This window comes from Pseudomonas sp. ICMP 3272 (assembly GCF_001466905.1).
Classification (GTDB): Bacteria; Pseudomonadota; Gammaproteobacteria; order Pseudomonadales; family Pseudomonadaceae; genus Aquipseudomonas; species Aquipseudomonas amygdali.
In genome coordinates this window covers 88,473-104,683 of record NZ_LKEK01000045.1, presented here as the reverse complement: position 1 = coordinate 104,683, position 16,211 = coordinate 88,473, and the positions used below count along the sequence as shown (strand labels likewise).

Sequence of the window (16,211 nt, the reverse complement as noted above, 5' to 3'; positions counted from 1 at the left end):
ACGTAGCGCTCTGGTTTTATGAGCGGGTTCTGGATCTGTGAGAGTTTTTCAGCGGGCAGTGTGGTTGCGTACTGCCAGGTCTTGCGGCCAAGGGCGTCGTAGCCGAAGCAACTGGTGAGTTTTNGTCGCTGATCAACTGGCCATCGAGATTCAGTTGATGCAGGTGACCGCTGCCGTAATACAGGTGATTCAGGTGCTGGCCGGTAGGAAGGGTCAACGTGGTCAGGTTGCTGAGTGGATCGTACTCGTAGGCCAGGGTGCCCTGAGGCGAAGATTCCTGCGTCAGGCGGCCCAGAATGTCGTAGGCGAATTCCAGTTTTTCTGCAGTGACACCGATTTTTCTGCCACCGTCGGTGGGTGTGCGCTGAATGGACAGCAGGCGGTCGCTGTCGTCGTAGGTGAAATCCTGACGGGCGTCGTCGTTGAGTCTGGCCAGCAGGCGACCAATCGGGTCGCGCTCGAAATACGTGCTGCGCTGTGGTCGTTCGCCTTTTTCGCTGTAGCCGGTTTCTTCGACCTGAGTCAGATGCCCGCCAAGGTTGTAGCTGAAACGGCGGGTCAACTGGTCGATGCGTTTTTCTTCGATCAGCCGATCGGAGTGATCGTAGGCGAACGTGTAAGTGGCGTCGTTTTCATTGCTCAGCGCCACGAGGCGCAGGGCTCTGTCGTACTGGTAGGCGACCATCAGTCCTTTAGGGTCCTGACGTCTGGTCGGCAGGCCACGTGCGTTGCGGGCCAGATGGGTGGTCTGGTCCTTGCCGTCAGTGTGTGTCAGGACCTGACCGTGAGCGTTGTAGGTGAAGCTCTCGCGGGTGCCGTCCGGGTGCTCAATGCGCAGCACCTCGCCGCCGGGCTTGCGCTCCAGCGTGGTGGTGTTGTTCAGGGCATCGGTGACGGCAACCAGTTGATGGCGCTCGTCATAACGGTAATACGTGCTTTTGCCCGAGCAGTCCTGAAAGCGCTCTACCTGTGCGAGGTTGTTCCACCAGAGGTATTTGGACTTGAGCGTCGGGTCGACGATGGTATGGGGCAAGCCGTCCTCGCCGTTGAGGTATTCGGTCTTGTGGCCCAGTGCGTCGATCTCGGCGACGAGGTTGCCTCGCTCATCATAACGGGCCTTCCAGGTGCTGCCATCGGGGTAGGTGATCTGTTTGACCAGCGTGGTCTTGTAGTGATGCTGATAACGCGTGGTGCGGCCCAGCGGGTCGGTCTCTGCCGTGAGGCGTGACAGGTCATCGTATTCGAAGCCCAGTTGATTGCCGTCGGGCAGCGTCAGACCGTTGATATTGCCGGTGTCGTCCAGCGCGATAAGGTACTGCTCACCGCCGAAATCAGTGCTGGCGACGACGCGACGGTCCTTGTTCCAGGTCACCTCGGCACGGCGATCCAATACATCCGTCACCCGCGTCTGGCGCGCCTCGAAATCGTAATCGAACTGAAAGTGCTCGCCGTCACTGGTCCAGTGTTCGACCACGCGCGGCTTGTCATCGATTGTTTCCCAGCGGTACTCGCAACTGAGCCCCAGTGCATTGGCATGGCGGGTCATCAGCCCGTCGGTGTAGTTGAAGTTGCGCACTGCACCGCCATTGCGGTTGTACACACTGTTCAACTGGCCGTTGCTGTCGTAGCCATAGCGCACCAGTGTTTCAACGGCTTTGTCGTCGACGATGCGCTTGACGGTACTCAGGCGGCTGGTCACTTCGTCGTAGTGCAGGTGTACACGTTGCCCGCCAGTGGCGCAGATGTCTGTCAGAACGCCGTCTTCGCTGCGTACGAAATGCAGAAAATGACCGAGGGCGTTTTCGACGCGTTGCAGGGGAACTGGCTGGTTGTCGTCGGGCACTTCACCGAAGTAGTAAAAGACGTTATCCAGTGTTTGCAGCAGGTAATGACCACCCTCGGTACGCACCAGGTACAGCTGTTCCTGTGCATTGTAGATGCGCTGGTTGTAGTCCAGTGTCACGAAGGGCACGCTGCGGCCCTGATTGTCGCTGAGGTACAGAAAGCTGCCCTTGCGCCGCAGGCTTTGTTCCCAGGGCAGCACCCAGCCCTTGCCCAGCGCGCTGTCGACATCAAGGTCGCTGGCGTAGAAGCGTGTCCACTCGATTGGCATCAGGCCGGGCAGGCTGAAATCGGACTCGTCGATCAGCAGCTTGCGCCCGGTGGTGGTGTCGACCGGATTACCGTGCAGGCCGCCCAGCACTTTTTCGGCCACGGGGGCGACGCCGAAGCGAAAAATGGCGTCCCCGAGAAAGACACCGCCCATAAACTGCAGCGCGCAAGGGCCTGCCGCTTTCAGACCGGCCTGCATGCCCAGCTTGGCAATGCTGAGCACGGCCTTGGCGCCGCCGGCCACGACCAACAGAATATCCACGGTGTAACGGGCCATCGCCGAGACTTCGTCGTCCACCGGCAGGTAGCGTTGGGTACCGCCGCCAATGAAGACGTTGGGCGAGCCGGTGCCGATCTTCGCGCCGCAGGTCAGCTTGTCGCCCTTGCGCGCAGCGGGCTGGCCGTTGATGAAGACGTTGCTGGAGCCTTCGGCCACCTTGACGATCGGCGAGTGCTTGTCACACACGGCGGTGCTTTCGATGGCAAAGGCAGCAGGGCGGCCATTGATGAACACGTTGGGCGAGGCAGATTCGATCTGCCCCGCGGGAGAGCTGAAGGCGCTGCCGATACTCTCCCCGATACTGGCGATAGCATTACCGGCCAGGCCGACTGCCATGGCCAGTAAAAAACCGCCGAACCCGCACGTGGCGAAGGTGAGCGAGACATACGCCACTGCCGCGATGCCCACGATCGCTCCGAGCACAAAGCCCGCCATCGCACCGGTGTGTTCGATCTCATCCAGTAACCGCGCTGCCTCGAACATCGCCGTTACTCCTGCGGGCTGCGAGTAGTTGAGGTGCGATCACCTGGCGTGACGCTGATGTTCTGCAACGGATAGTCCATTAAAGCGTGTCCTGTCAGCGATGAAATAGAGTTCAGGGGGCGGTCAGGCCTTCAAGCATGCTGTCAAAATCCAGCAACCAGGTTTTCAGCGCGGTCTTTTCGGAGTCAATCACGCAGCCCACGCTCAGCCATTGGCGTTCGTTGTGATCGGCACACGGCACGATGGCACCGATCAGGCGCCCATGCCGCTCTTCAAGGCCTGCGCGAAAATGAAAATCCAGCGCCAGCGCGGCATTGCCCGCCAACAGCGTTTCGTAGTGGCGAATGACCTGGACTTCGCCATGCAGTGGCTGCAGCGCCTTGACGGCTTCGGCGAACGCGTCGGCAAGCGTTGCCTCTTCAGGCACATCGCGACGCTGAATGGAGACGACGACAGGCTCTCCGCCCACTTGAACGGTGGCTTCAATCGCGTTGCACTGGAAATCTTCCGGGAAGCCGAAGTGGAACCCGCCGAAATTGAAACTGCAGGTTGCGTCGCGCAAGGCTTGTGGGACGGGGATAGCCGCTTGAATGATGTCGAGCGCCTGTTGCGCGGCAGCCCGCTCGGCTTCCTCGCGCGCCAGTGCTTCGTCAGCCAGTCGGCGTTCAGAGATACGGTCGTAGAGACTGGTGCGCGTCATGCGGCTTGAACCTTGTTCATCAACTGCTACATCTCCTTATGCAGGCAACGTACTGCCCCGCGGCCCATTTGTAACAGGACGATAAGCACATTAACGGGACCGGCCTATATCTCTGAGCCGACTGATGAGCAGGAAAACCCTGAAAATCCTGTGGGACAAAAGCTACGGACGAACTCTACTTTCAATGGCGAGTGTTTCGACCTTCCTTTAACTGGAAGTTCACTGCGGGCAGGTGAAAGCTTCAGGATGCTCTAGCACTAGCCTCCTGAAGCTTTGGCGGTTACTTGAAACCCTATTTCAACGCCTCGACCTCATCCTCCCGCCGATGCGCCCACTGATACAACGCCGGTAACACCAACAACGTCAGCGCCGTCGACGACAGAATCCCGCCAATCACCACCGTCGCCAGTGGTCGCTGCACTTCGGCACCAGTCCCGGTGGCGAGGGCCATGGGGATGAAGCCCAGCGAGGCGACCAGTGCGGTCATCAGCACCGGGCGCAGGCGGGTGAGGGCTCCTTCGGTGATGGCGTCGTGCAGCGAGCGGCCTTCTTCGCGCAGGCTGCGGATGAAGGCGATCATCACCAGGCCGTTCAGCACCGCCACACCCGAGAGTGCGATGAAGCCCACGCCTGCGGAGATCGACAGGGGAATGTCGCGCAGCCACAGCGCCATGACGCCGCCGGTGAGTGCGAACGGTATGCCGGTGAACACCAGCAGGCCGTCCTTGAGGTTGTTGAACATCATGAACAGCAGCGCCAGTACCAGCAGCAATGCCACTGGCACGACAATCTGCAGGCGTTTGGCGGCCGATTGCAGTTGCTCGAACTGGCCGCCCCAGTTGGTCCAGTAGCCGGCCGGAATCTGCACGCCGTTATCGATAGTGGTGCCTGCTTCTTCGACAAACGAGCCAAGGTCGCGACCGCGCACGTTGGCGCTGACGATGACCACACGTTTGCCATTCTCGCGGCTGATCTGGTTCGGGCCGAGCACCAGGTCGAGGCTGGCGACCTGGGACAGCGAGATAAAGCTGATCTGCTGGTTGCTGTTGGCGCTCGCAGGCACCGGAATGAGCAGGCTGGAGAGCCCGTTCACGTCGGTGCGCAGTTGCTCGGACAGGCGCACCACCATGTCGAAGCGGCGATCACCTTCATACAACGTTCCCGCCTGACGACCGCCCAGCGCAATGGCGATGGCGTCCTGCACATCGGCCACGTTGAGGCCGTAACGCGCGGCCTTGTCGCGATCGATGTTGATGGTCAGTACCGGCAGGCCCGTGGTCTGTTCCACTTTCACTTCTGAAGCGCCCGGCACTTTTTGCAGGGTGGCGGCAATTTTTGCGGCGGTCTGGTTGAGCACGTTCATGTCGTCGCCGAACACTTTCACCGCGACGTCACTGCGTACACCGGAAACCAGCTCGTTGAAGCGCAACTGGATCGGCTGGGACAGTTCGTAGTTGCTGCCCGGCACACTGGCGGCGGCCTTTTGCAGGTCGGCTATCAGTGCCTCGCGGGACTTGTCCGGGTCCGGCCACTCACTTTGCGGCTTGAGCATCACGTAGCTGTCAGAGATGTTGGGCGGCATCGGGTCGGCGGCGATCTCGGCGGTGCCGGTGCGGGCGAACACGCGCTGCACTTCCGGGACTTTTTCGATGATGGCTTTTTCCAGACGCTGCTGCATGTCCACCGACTGGGTCAGGCTGGTGCCGGGAACCCGTAGCGCCTGCAAGGCGAAGTCGCCTTCGCTCAGGCTCGGGATGAACTCGCTGCCCATGCGGCTGGCAGTGAAGCCGGACAGCACGATCAGCACCAAGGCCATGCCGAACGCGATGGCGCGATGCCCCAGCACCCAGCTCAGGATCGGCGCGTAACGGTGGCGAACGGTGCGCATCACCAGGCCTTCTTCTTCCTTGACCTTGCCGGTGACGAACATGGCGATGGCGGCAGGCACGAAGGTCACCGAGAGGATCATGGCACCGAGCAGGGCTATGACCACAGTGAAGGCCATAGGGTGGAACATTTTGCCTTCCACACCGGTGAGGGCGAAGATCGGCAGGTACACGACCATGATGATCAACTGGCCGAAAATCAGCGGCCGACGGGCTTCTCTGGCGGCGGCGAAGACCTCGTGAAAACGCTCGGAGCGGGTCAGCATGCGGCCGTATTTCTTCTGGGCATGCGCCAGCCTGCGGATGGCGTTTTCGACGATCACCACCGCGCCGTCGACAATGATGCCGAAGTCCAACGCGCCCAGGCTCATCAGGTTGGCGCTGACCTTGTTGGTGAACATGCCGGTGAAGGTAAACAGCATGGCCAGCGGAATCACCATGGCGGTGATCAGCGCAGCACGGATGTTGCCCAGAAACAGGAACAGAATCACGATGACCAGAATCGCGCCTTCGATCAGGTTCTTTTTCACCGTCGCGATGGCTTTTTCGACCAGGTTGGTGCGGTCGTAAACCGTTACCGCTTCGACGCCTTCGGGCAGTGTGCGATTGATGTCGGCGAGTTTGGCGGCCACGGCCTGTGACACCGTCCGGCTGTTTTCACCGATCAGCATGAACACCGTACCAAGCACCACTTCACGGCCGTTTTCGGTGGCTGCGCCGGAGCGCATTTCCTTGCCGATACCGACCTCCGCCACGCTGCTGATTCTGATGGGCGTGCCCTGCACGTTGGCGATGACGATGTTGGCGATATCGTCCACAGTGCCGAGCTGGCCCGGTGCGCGTATCAGCAGTTGCTCACCGCCGCGTTCGATGTAGCCTGCGCCGACGTTGGCGTTGTTGCGCTCAAGCGCAGCCACCAGATCGTTCAGTGTCAGTTTGTAGGCCGCCAGCTTCTTCGGATCCGGCGCAATCTGATACTGCTTGGCATAACCGCCGATGGTGTTGATCTCGGCCACGCCCGGTACGTTGCGTAATTGCGGCTTGATGATCCAGTCCTGAATCACTCGCAGGTCGGTCGGCGTGTAAGGCGTGCCGTCTTCTTTCAGTGCGCCCTCTCGGGCCTCGACCGTCCACAGAAATATCTCGCCAAGGCCGGTGGAAATCGGCCCCATCATCGCGTCGACGCCTTCAGGCAACTGGTCCTTGGCAATCTGCAGGCGCTCGCCCACCAACTGCCTGGCAAAGAACAGGTCAGTGCCGTCTTCGAAAATCACCGTGACCTGAGACAGGCCCGAGCGCGACAGCGAGCGCGTCTGTTGCAGACCGGGCAGGCCTGCCATGTTGGTCTCGATGGCGAACGTGATGCGCTGTTCGGTTTCCAGCGGCGAGAAGCCGGGTGCCGACGTGTTGATCTGCACCTGTACGTTGGTGATGTCGGGGACGGCATCGATAGGCAGTTTCTGGTAACTGGCAATGCCTAGCCCAGCCATGAGCAGCACAGCAAGCATCACGACGATGCGCTGTTCAATCGCGAATTGAATCAACCGTTCAAACATGGAGGTGTACTCGTGTGACGCAGATCAATGGGCGTGCTCGGCGGAGCCTTTGCCCAGCTCCGACTTGAGGATGAAACTGCCCGCGGCAGCCACTTGTGTACCGCCAGCCAGGCCTTTGACGATTTCCACATGGCCGCCATCGCGGCGACCGAGCGTTACCGGTGTCAGTTGAAAGCCTTCAGCGTTGCGTACGAAGACCGAGGGTTTGTCCTCAATCGACTGAATCGCAGACTCGGGAATGCTGACCGCCACGCTGGTCTGCTCGGCGGCGACTTCCACCGACACGAACAGGCCGGGACGCCAGGCACCCTGCGGGTTGGCAAGGGTCACGCGCACGGCGGCGGCGCGGGTCTGCTCGCCCAGCAGGCTGCCGACGTAACCAATCTTGCCTTCGACCCGCGCATTCAGATCGGGCGCGCTGACGATGACCGGACGACCGACCACCACCTTGTCCAGATCCTTGGGCGCTACGCCGAAGGTGGCCCAGACACGCGACAGGTCGGACAGCGTGAAGGCATTGCTCGCTTCGCTGACCATCTCGCCGATGCCGAGGTGTTTCTCCACGACCATGGCGTCAAATGGCGCGATCAATTCGTAGCGATTGCCCGCGGATGGGTTCAGGCTGGCACCGATGGCGCTGATCTTCTGTCGGGCGTTGGCCAGGTTGATGTCGGCCTCCTGAAACTCCTGGCGCGCTTGCAAGTAGTCCTGCTCGGCGGAAATCTTGTCTTCCCAGAGTTTTTTCTCGCGCTGTAACGTCAGACGGGCCAGTTCCTGGCGGCGTTGTGCGGCGTTCAGTTCGCTGCGTTGATCGGAGATCTGCTGGCTGGCAATCACCGCCAGCACCTGGCCTTTTTTCACGGCTTGACCCAGATCGACCTTCACTGATTCGACCACACCGCTGACCCGAGGTACGACATGCGCGGTGCGGTCCTCATCAAAGCGGATTTCGCCGGGGAAGGTCACAGTGGTGCTCATCTGTCGAGGTTCTGCGCTTGCCAGCTCGATGCCGGCAGTCTTGATCTGCTCGGCGCTCAGTTCGATGTGTCCTTCTTCCTCTTCTTTATGGGAAGACTCGGAGGCTGCGGCGTCCGGTTTTTTCGCCTCGTTGCCGTGGTCTGGCTCTTCAGCATGGCCCTGCTCGGATTCATGCGCGTGCTCATCGGCTGATGGCTCTGTTCCAGTTGCGAATGGCAGCATCTGCGGGTTCAGTGTCAGACTGCCCAGACCAATGATGGCCACCACCGCCAGCGTGATGGCAATGCTTCGTTTGTTGTTCATAATGGCTCCCGGCGATCAGATGCTTGCGGCACCTTGCGATACGCTCGATACAGGCGGAAAAGGAAAGTCAGGGGTTGAAGCTGAACCGGTTGAGATCACCGTGAATTCGCTCGACAGCCACTCGGGCTTCGGTGGCAGTCGCCAGTGATTCCAGGTACTGGCTGCGCGCTGAAATCAGCGTTCGTTGCGCATCCAGCACTTCCAGAAAACCGAACTTGCCCATTTCGAAACCGCGCGTTGCGGTGTCGACGGCGCGCTGCGCGGCGGGCAGGATGACCTGATTGAAGGACTCGACTTCCTGCGCGGCAGTACTCCACTGATCGAGGGCTGACTGGGTCTGGGTGCGCAGCTTGAGTTCAACGGCATTGCGCAGATCGCGTGACTGGTCGGCCCGGCGTGATGCTGCAAGTACGTTGCCCTGATTCCGGTCGAATAACGGCAGCGGCATCGACAGACCCACGACGTTGACCCGTTCGCGCTCTTCGCGGCTGTACTGGCTGCCGACGCTGACGGTCAGGTCCGGGATGCGCTTGGCGCGTTCTGAACCCAGCGCGGCTTCGCGCTGTTCTATTTGCGCCTGAGCAAGGCGCAGCTCGGCAGACTGGTTTATGGCGGTCAGTAGCTTTGCGCCCGGTGGCAGCTTGCCCGGCGACAGATCGGTGTATTCCAGGCGCTCAAAAGAGGCGACCGGCGAACCGGTGGTGCGCGCCAGTTCACGGTTGCTGTTGATCTTCAGGGTCTCGGCGCGCCGCACCAGCAGGTCGGTTTCAGCCAGTTGCACCTGGGCGCGCGTGGCTTCCACCGGTGACACCTTACCTGCCCGAACACGCCCTTCGGCAACCTGCAGGCCGCGTTCGGCCAGTGTTCTGGACTGGCGCGCCAGGTCCAGACCTGCCTGCGCCCGCGCCGCTGCGTAGAACGCCTGAACCACTTCGGCCCGCAGTTCGTTGCCGCGTCGCTCCAGCTCCAGCCGGGCGGCGTCCTGGCCCTTGCTGGCGGCTTCGATGCGTGCTCCGCGCTTGCCGCCCAGTTCCAGTGCCTGGCTGAGCATCACGCTGGTGGTGCTGGTCTCGCGGCGTGTGTCTTCAACCTCCCAAGACACCACCGGGTTGGGAATCAGCCCGGCCTGCTGGCGATCACCTTCGGCAACGCCGATCTCCCATTGCGCGGCGGCGAGTTCCGGGTTGCGCGCAAAGGCTGCGTCCAGCGCCTGAGCCAGGCTGATGCCCTGGGCTGCTGCGATGCCGGGAGCAGCAAACGGCAACAGCAGCAGGCAAAGTGCAGCGACTTTCATGCCGGGCACCCTGTTACCAGACCGGTACGCCGAGTGCGTACGTTGTTCTTCAGTCGCATGAATTACCCTGTCCATGAAGCACCCCATCAAAACAAAAAACAAACAGGCACCTTGGCGCTGAAGTTGGCTGTGGGGACTTTATGTAACCGGAGCTATCAGAGGGATTGCTGGAAAATTACGATTTTGTTATCCAGCAAGATAAGCGTTTCTTTTCAGTACACTGCACGGCATCGTCATCATCCGTTCATCAAACAGGAAGCCTGGTTATGCGAATCCTTGTCGTAGAGGACGAGCCGAAAACTGCCGAGTACATGCATCAGGGTCTGACCGAAAGTGGCTATATCGTCGATATCGCTGCAACCGGGCTCGATGGTCTCTATCTCGCGCAGCATCAGGCTTACGATGTGGTGATACTGGATGTGAACCTGCCGGAAATGGACGGCTGGGAGGTATTGAGTCGCCTGAGGAAGACGGTCAGTACGCGCGTCATGATGGTCACTGCACGAGGGCGCCTGGAAGAGAAGGTCAAGGGCCTGGAATTGGGCGCAGATGACTATCTGGTCAAGCCGTTCGAGTTTCCCGAGCTATTGGCAAGGGTCCGCACGTTGATGCGGCGCAGCGAGCAGACCACCACCTCCAAGGTGTTGCAGGTTGGCGATCTGGAGCTTGATCAAGGGCGGCACCGGGCGTTTCGCGGCAGCCAGCGCATCGACCTGACCACCAAGGAGTTCGCGCTCCTGCACCTGTTGATGCGTCACAGCGGTGAAGTCATGTCGCGTACCCAGATCATTTCTCTGGTCTGGGACATGAACTTCGATTGCGACACCAATGTGGTGGAAGTGTCGATCCGTCGCCTGCGCGCGAAGATCGACGATCCTTTCGAGACCAAGCTGATCCACACGTTGCGCGGCGTGGGCTATGTGCTGGAAGTGCGTGAATGAAACCGACGCGTCTGTCGACGCGCCTGGGGCTGACCGTTACTGCGCTGATTGCGTGTCTGGTGCTGGTAATGGAAATGCTCGCTTATGCGGCTATTTCCCGTCAGCTCGATCTGCGCGCCGAAGACAGCCTGAACGAGAAGTTCGCGCAGATCGAACACAGCATGAGCGAGGGCTTTCTCGGCATCGAAGACATTGTTCAATACCCTCATACCCTGCGTGACCAGATCATCGGACACGACAGCTATTCGTTGATGGTGCTCGACGCGGGCAACCCTCGGCAGCAATTGATGATGGTCGGTAACGAGGAGGGCCGGAACCTGCCTGTCCCCGAGGCAGATCACATACCTCAAGGCTTTCAGGAATTGCAGTCGGTACACGGCCACAAGATTCTGATGGGTTACAGGGAAATACACCTCAAGACAGGGCAGGACATTCTCGTCAGGCTGTCGATGGATCGGGAAAGCGACAGCACGCTGCTGCACGCTTATTTGAAATCGACTTTCCTGATACTGCCGGTGATCTTGCTGCTGGTCGGCTTCGGTGCCTGGTGGGTGGTGCGTCGTGGTCTCAGGCCGTTGGGCGCTTTCAGAAAAGTAACGGCGCTGATTTCAGCCCGTGACCTGTCTCATCGCATGAAAGTGAAGGGGCTGCCTGATGAATTGCGCGACCTGGCGCATGCGGTCAATTTCATGCTGCACCGGCTGGACGGCGATGTGCAGCAGCTGGCGCAGTTCTCGGACGACCTCGCGCATGAGTTGCGCTCGCCCATGAACAACCTGATGGGCAAGGCGCAGGTCACGCTTTCCAGGCCGCGCCCTTCGGAAGAGTACAAGCAGGCGCTGGAATCGTGTACCGAGGAACTGGAACGCATGTCGCGCATGATCAGCCAGATGCTGTTTCTGGCCAGTGTCAGCCAGCCTGCCGCGCCGTTGCCGGTTGAGGTCATCGACCTGCGCGAAGAGGCCGACAAGGTCGCCGAGCTGTTTTCATCTTCGGCGGAAGAGCGCGACATCACCTTGCAGGTTCAGGGCAACGCGAAGGCAACAGGCGACCGGCTGATGATTCAGCGAGCGATTTCGAACCTGCTGTCCAACGCTATTCGCCACGGTCTGGCCGGCAGCGTCATTACTATCACCCTTGCCACGCATGCAGATGAAGTGTCACTGGCGGTGCGCAATGCGGGCGAGGGGATCGATGCCGAACATCTACCGCGGCTGTTCGATCGCTTCTACCGGGTTCATGTCAGCCGCGCGCGACAGCAGGGCGGGACGGGGCTTGGGCTGGCGATTGTGCGTTCCATCATGAGCCTGCATGAAGGGCAGGTGACGGTCGAGAGCGAGCCCGGACACTTCACTACGTTCAGCCTGATCTTTCCTAAACTGGTGTAATGCGTCAGGTTGCTGGTCGTTCTTCAAGAACCTTTCGCTGCCCCCCGGCTCATAGCTTGTGAGCGGGTATTGCCCGGATGCTTCAGATGAAGCTGAACCTATAAGGATGGACGTATGACAGTTGCTTTCTGGTGCGTGCTGGTCGCGATCCTGCTGCCGATTATGTGTGCCGGTATCGCCAAGTTCGGCAGCGGCAAATTCGGCAGTGGGCACAATCATGACCCGCGCGCCTTTCTCGACAAGCTGGAGGGTTTCCCGCGCCGTGCGCATGCTGCCCAACTGAACAGCTTTGAAGTGACCCCGGCGTTCGCCGCAGCGGTCATCATTGCGCACATTGCCGGCAATGCGCAGTTGGTGACCATCGATGTACTGGCCGTGCTGTTCATCACCAGTCGTCTGCTTTACATCATCTTCTATCTGGCTGACCTCGCCGCACTGCGTTCGATAGTCTGGCTGGTGGGCATGGGGCTCATCGTCGCGCTGTTCGGCGTGTCGGCTTTCCCGGCCGTATCCTGACAGCCAGGTTGCGGCGCTGCCGATAAGCAGCAGCGCCGCGACCTTGATCAATCGTCCGGCTGGACTTTCTCAAGGTCGGTCTGGGCTTCCTGCAACTCTTTACGCGACTCGGCCAGCTTGTCCTTGCGCTTGTTGATCTTCTCCGGATCACCCTTGTCCATGGCCTTGTTCAAGTCGGTCTGGCGGCGGCTGACTTCCTGCTTGGCGTCCAGCACCTTCTGCTTTCTCTGCTTGATCAATGAGGTCTCGGTGCAGTTGGCATTGACCTCGGCGAGGGCCTTCTCAAGCCCGGTCTGCTCGGCCTTGTTACCCTCAGTTTTGGCGTCCTGAATCTTGCTGCTGATTTCCTGGCTTTTGATCTGGCACTCGGAAGGTGCGGGTGCCTGCTCATCTGCCAGCAGCGTTGTAGCCAGCAGCGTGCAACTGGTGAAAAGGATCAGTGGTGATAAAAACTGCATATGAACTCCGTTTGAACACGGACAAAAAATGGACGTCCGCTACTTAAAACCTGAAATACCCTGAGCCTGCAATTGATGGCTCAATGCCTGCACCTCTGGGGCCTGAAAAAAAGACCTCAGTTTCGCTGCCCGGCCAGGCCCTATGCCCGGCTCTGCTTGCCATTGCTCAACGCTACGCCCGGCCAGTTCCTGCCAATTGTCAGGAAGTGTTGCGCTTCCTGTAGGCGGCAGTCCGATGGCCTTGAGCCACGTCTGAAACGGGCGTTCACGCGCTGTTTGCAGGCTGGCGAGCAGTTTAGCGCTGCTGCGCTCTGCGAAGCCGGGAATGTTAGCAAGCTCAGCATGATTCAGGGTCATCCAATCGAGCAGGCTCTCTATTTGGCCGTTTTCAATAAGCTTGTCCCAGGTCCCCGGACCGACGCCGGGCAGCGCAAGGCCTTTCTTGCCGCTAAGCCAGATCAGTCTGGCGCGGAACTGGCTTTCACAGCCTGGTGTGGCTTGCCAGCAGCTCAACTCATGAAAGTCATCGGCTTGCGGAATGATCATTTCAACTCGCTCGGCCGCGCGGGATATCACGCCGTCGAGTCTCGGAATCGTCAGCCCGGCCAGGCTTACGGCAACTTGATCGCCAGGCCTTATATCCAGCGTTTGCCAGCGTTGCAGTGAACCGGTGCTGATGCTGCTGACGGTACGGTCGTCGAGACGTACCGGGGTCAGCTCCAGCACAGGGGTAATCCTGCCGCTGCGACCAATCTTGAAGCTGACCTTGCGCACCTCGGCCAGTGCCTGGGCGTAAGGGTGCTTCCAGGCCGCAATCCAGTAAGGCGCACTGGCTTGCCAGCGTTGCATCGGTGGGCGCTGGCCCTGGCGCATGATCACGCCATCTGTCGCGAATGGCAGAGGATTGCGGTACCAGTGCTCGCGCCATTTCGCAGCCTGAACATGATTTTCCAATGGATGCGTGTACGCCTCGCTGTCCTCAAAGCCCATGGCTTGCAGGCCTGCGAGTCGTTGAGCCATATCGTTAGGCCCGTTCGGCCAGTCCCAGACGAACAGCCCGATGGCATCAGCCTGCTGCGGGCTGATTGTCTGCCGGGCCAGCATGCCTGCCACCTTGCTGCGCGCGTTGACGCTGCCGGATATTGCCTGAATATGGTCGTCCAGACGCCAGTACAGCTCGCCTTGCAATATTGCGGATTCAGGCTGGGGCAGTTGTTGAGGAATGGCCTTGATCAGTCGCGCCTGCGAGGTCCAGTCCTGCCCTTTGCGCCCGTCACCACGACTGATCGCCTGCACAAGCTGGCCGTTTTCGTAGACCAGGGTGACGGCTACGCCATCGACCTTGGGTTGGATCCACAGATCGTTGCGGCCCTTGAGCCAGTCCTTGACGCTGCTTTCGTCGGCCAGCTTGTTGACGCCCGTGTGCGCAACGGGATGAGGCAACGGGCCGACTGCTGTCTTTAGCGGATCGGCCTCGGGGGTGGAAACGGCAAAGCACGAGCGCCACAGGTTCAGCCTCTGCCGCGCCTGATCGTAGAGCTCGTCCGGAATGGGCGAAATGCCCTGGCGGTGGTAGCTGTCGTCCCACGCAGCCATCTGCTGTTGCAAGTTTGTGACCTCGCTGCGCGCCTTGGCTGCAGACCAGTCAGGGCATTGGCTGGCATTGCCGAGGCCGGGCAGAAGAACCACAAGAGCGAACGTCATCAGGCGAATGGTGGGCAGCATCGAAGCATCCTTGCTTTAGGAATGGGCTCGATGAGGCTAGTTGCTGGTGTTGTTTATAGGCGGGTTGCTTGGTTACCGGGTTTTGCCAAAGCCCTGCGCGGCCTGTTTGATGGCAGGACGCAGAGCGTCCAGAACGGCATACGACGCGGAGCGTCGCACGATAGTTGAGGCAGTTGAGATAGTTGAGATAGTTGAGATAGTTGAGGTTATCGTTCCGCACGCTCCAGCGTCGGAATGCAGTGCGTGACGCTCCGCGTCACAGATCTGTGCCGCGCCGCGTATTCAAGATCGGACGCAGAGCGTCCAGAACGGCATGCGACGCGGAGCGTCGCACGATAATCGCTAGACGAAAAAAAGCCCCGAAACGACTAGGTCGTACGGGGCTTTTTTCTGGGTTTTTACAGACCGGCAGCGGCGCGCAGGGCGTCGGCGCGGTCGGTTTTTTCCCAGGTGAAGGCGGTGAAGGTGTCATCGCCAACGGTCATTTCGACCGGGGTACGACCGAAGTGGCCGTAGGCCGCAGTGGCCTGGTACATCGGGTGCAGCAGGTCGAGCATGGTGGTGATGGCGTATGGACGCAGGTCGAAGTTGTCGCGGACCAGCTTGATGATCTTGTCATCGGACAGCTTGCCGGTGCCGAAAGTGTTCAGCGAGATCGACGTCGGCTGGGCCACGCCGATAGCGTAGGACACCTGAATTTCGCAACGCTCGGCCAGACCGGCAGCGACGATGTTCTTGGCCACGTAACGACCGGCGTAGGCTGCCGAACGGTCAACCTTCGATGGGTCCTTGCCGGAGAAAGCGCCGCCACCGTGACGGGCCATGCCGCCGTAGGTGTCGACGATGATTTTGCGGCCGGTCAGGCCACAGTCGCCTACCGGGCCACCGATGATGAAGTTGCCGGTCGGGTTGATGTGGAACTGAGTGTCCTTGTGCAGCAGGTGCGCAGGGATGACGTGCTTGACGATCAGCTCCATCACGCCTTCGCGCAGGTCCTTGTAGGACACATCCGGGTTGTGCTGAGTCGACAGTACGATGGCGTCGACGCCGACAACCTTGCCGTTTTCATAACGGCAGGTAACCTGGGATTTTGCATCCGGGCGCAGCCACGGCAGCAGGCCGGATTTACGCGCTTCGGCCTGACGCTGCACCAGCTGGTGGGAGAAGGTGATCGGCGCTGGCATCAGCACGTCGGTTTCGTTGCTGGCGTAGCCGAACATCAGGCCCTGGTCGCCAGCACCCTGATCTTCAGGCTTGCTGCGGTCAACGCCTTGGGCGATGTCTACCGACTGTTTGCCGATGATGTTCATCACGCCGCAAGTGGCGCCGTCGAAGCCGACGTCGGAGCTGTTGTAGCCGATGTCGAGGATGACGTTACGCACGATGTCTTCCAGATCGACCCAGGCCGAAGTCGACACTTCACCAGCGATGATTGCCACACCGGTTTTGACCAGTGTTTCGCAGGCTACACGGGCGTATTTGTCTTCAGCGATGATAGCGTCCAGAACCGCGTCGGAAATCTGGTCGGCGATCTTGTCCGGATGCCCTTCGGACACGGACTCGGAGGTGAAAAGTGAATATTCGCTCATCT

General features: G+C 60.1%; 10 protein-coding genes and 1 pseudogene. 3 read left to right on the top strand and 8 right to left on the bottom strand.

The annotated features are described in order from the left end of the window. The 5 genes and pseudogenes from AO068_RS10675 to AO068_RS10655 form a co-directional block, all read right to left on the bottom strand. Positions 1-2,875 (bottom strand): annotated as a pseudogene (locus tag AO068_RS10675) (DUF6531 domain-containing protein); the annotation flags it as partial. Positions 2,876-2,987: 112 nt separating this feature from the next. Beyond that, positions 2,988-3,575, bottom strand: coding sequence for a hypothetical protein (locus AO068_RS10670; protein WP_058408346.1), 588 nt, complete (start codon positions 3,573-3,575; stop codon positions 2,988-2,990). Positions 3,576-3,867: 292 nt separating this feature from the next. Further along, positions 3,868-7,017: a CusA/CzcA family heavy metal efflux RND transporter gene (locus tag AO068_RS10665; protein ID WP_058408345.1), complete on the bottom strand. Its 3,150-nt coding sequence runs from the start codon at positions 7,015-7,017 to the stop codon at positions 3,868-3,870. A 24-nt stretch (positions 7,018-7,041) separates the two neighbouring features. Then, positions 7,042-8,298: an efflux RND transporter periplasmic adaptor subunit gene (locus tag AO068_RS10660; protein WP_058408344.1), complete on the bottom strand. Its 1,257-nt coding sequence runs from the start codon at positions 8,296-8,298 to the stop codon at positions 7,042-7,044. 67 nt (positions 8,299-8,365) lie between these two features. Next, the gene (locus AO068_RS10655; RefSeq protein ID WP_058408343.1) at positions 8,366-9,592 is read right to left on the bottom strand and encodes a TolC family protein; all 1,227 of its coding nucleotides are present in this window, start codon (positions 9,590-9,592) and stop codon (positions 8,366-8,368) included. A gap of 266 nt (positions 9,593-9,858) precedes the next feature. Between AO068_RS10655 and AO068_RS10650 the strand changes: the two genes are divergently transcribed. From AO068_RS10650 to AO068_RS10640, 3 genes are all read left to right on the top strand, one after another. Next, positions 9,859-10,533, top strand: a complete 675-nt coding sequence (locus tag AO068_RS10650; protein WP_004654919.1) for a heavy metal response regulator transcription factor — start codon at positions 9,859-9,861, stop codon at positions 10,531-10,533. Further along, positions 10,530-11,921, top strand: coding sequence for a heavy metal sensor histidine kinase (locus AO068_RS10645; RefSeq protein ID WP_058408342.1), 1,392 nt, complete (start codon positions 10,530-10,532; stop codon positions 11,919-11,921). The genes AO068_RS10650 and AO068_RS10645 overlap by 4 nt, the downstream gene beginning before the upstream one ends. Positions 11,922-12,035: 114 nt before the next feature. After that, the gene (locus AO068_RS10640) at positions 12,036-12,437 is read left to right on the top strand and encodes an MAPEG family protein (RefSeq protein WP_058402397.1); all 402 of its coding nucleotides are present in this window, start codon (positions 12,036-12,038) and stop codon (positions 12,435-12,437) included. A 47-nt stretch (positions 12,438-12,484) separates the two neighbouring features. On the opposite strand, the gene AO068_RS10635 is transcribed toward AO068_RS10640, so the two are convergent. The 3 genes from AO068_RS10635 to metK form a co-directional block, all read right to left on the bottom strand. Then, entirely contained in the window at positions 12,485-12,895 is a 411-nt protein-coding gene (locus tag AO068_RS10635; protein ID WP_005746924.1) for a DUF1090 domain-containing protein, read from the bottom strand. Between the two features lie 39 nt (positions 12,896-12,934). After that, positions 12,935-14,620 carry an NAD-dependent DNA ligase LigB gene (gene ligB / locus AO068_RS10630; RefSeq protein ID WP_058408341.1) on the bottom strand — a complete coding sequence of 562 codons (1,686 nt, stop codon included), beginning with the start codon at positions 14,618-14,620 and terminating at the stop codon, positions 12,935-12,937. 398 nt (positions 14,621-15,018) lie between these two features. Beyond that, the gene (gene metK / locus AO068_RS10625) at positions 15,019-16,209 is read right to left on the bottom strand and encodes a methionine adenosyltransferase (protein ID WP_002555698.1); all 1,191 of its coding nucleotides are present in this window, start codon (positions 16,207-16,209) and stop codon (positions 15,019-15,021) included. Positions 16,210-16,211 lie beyond the last annotated feature (2 nt).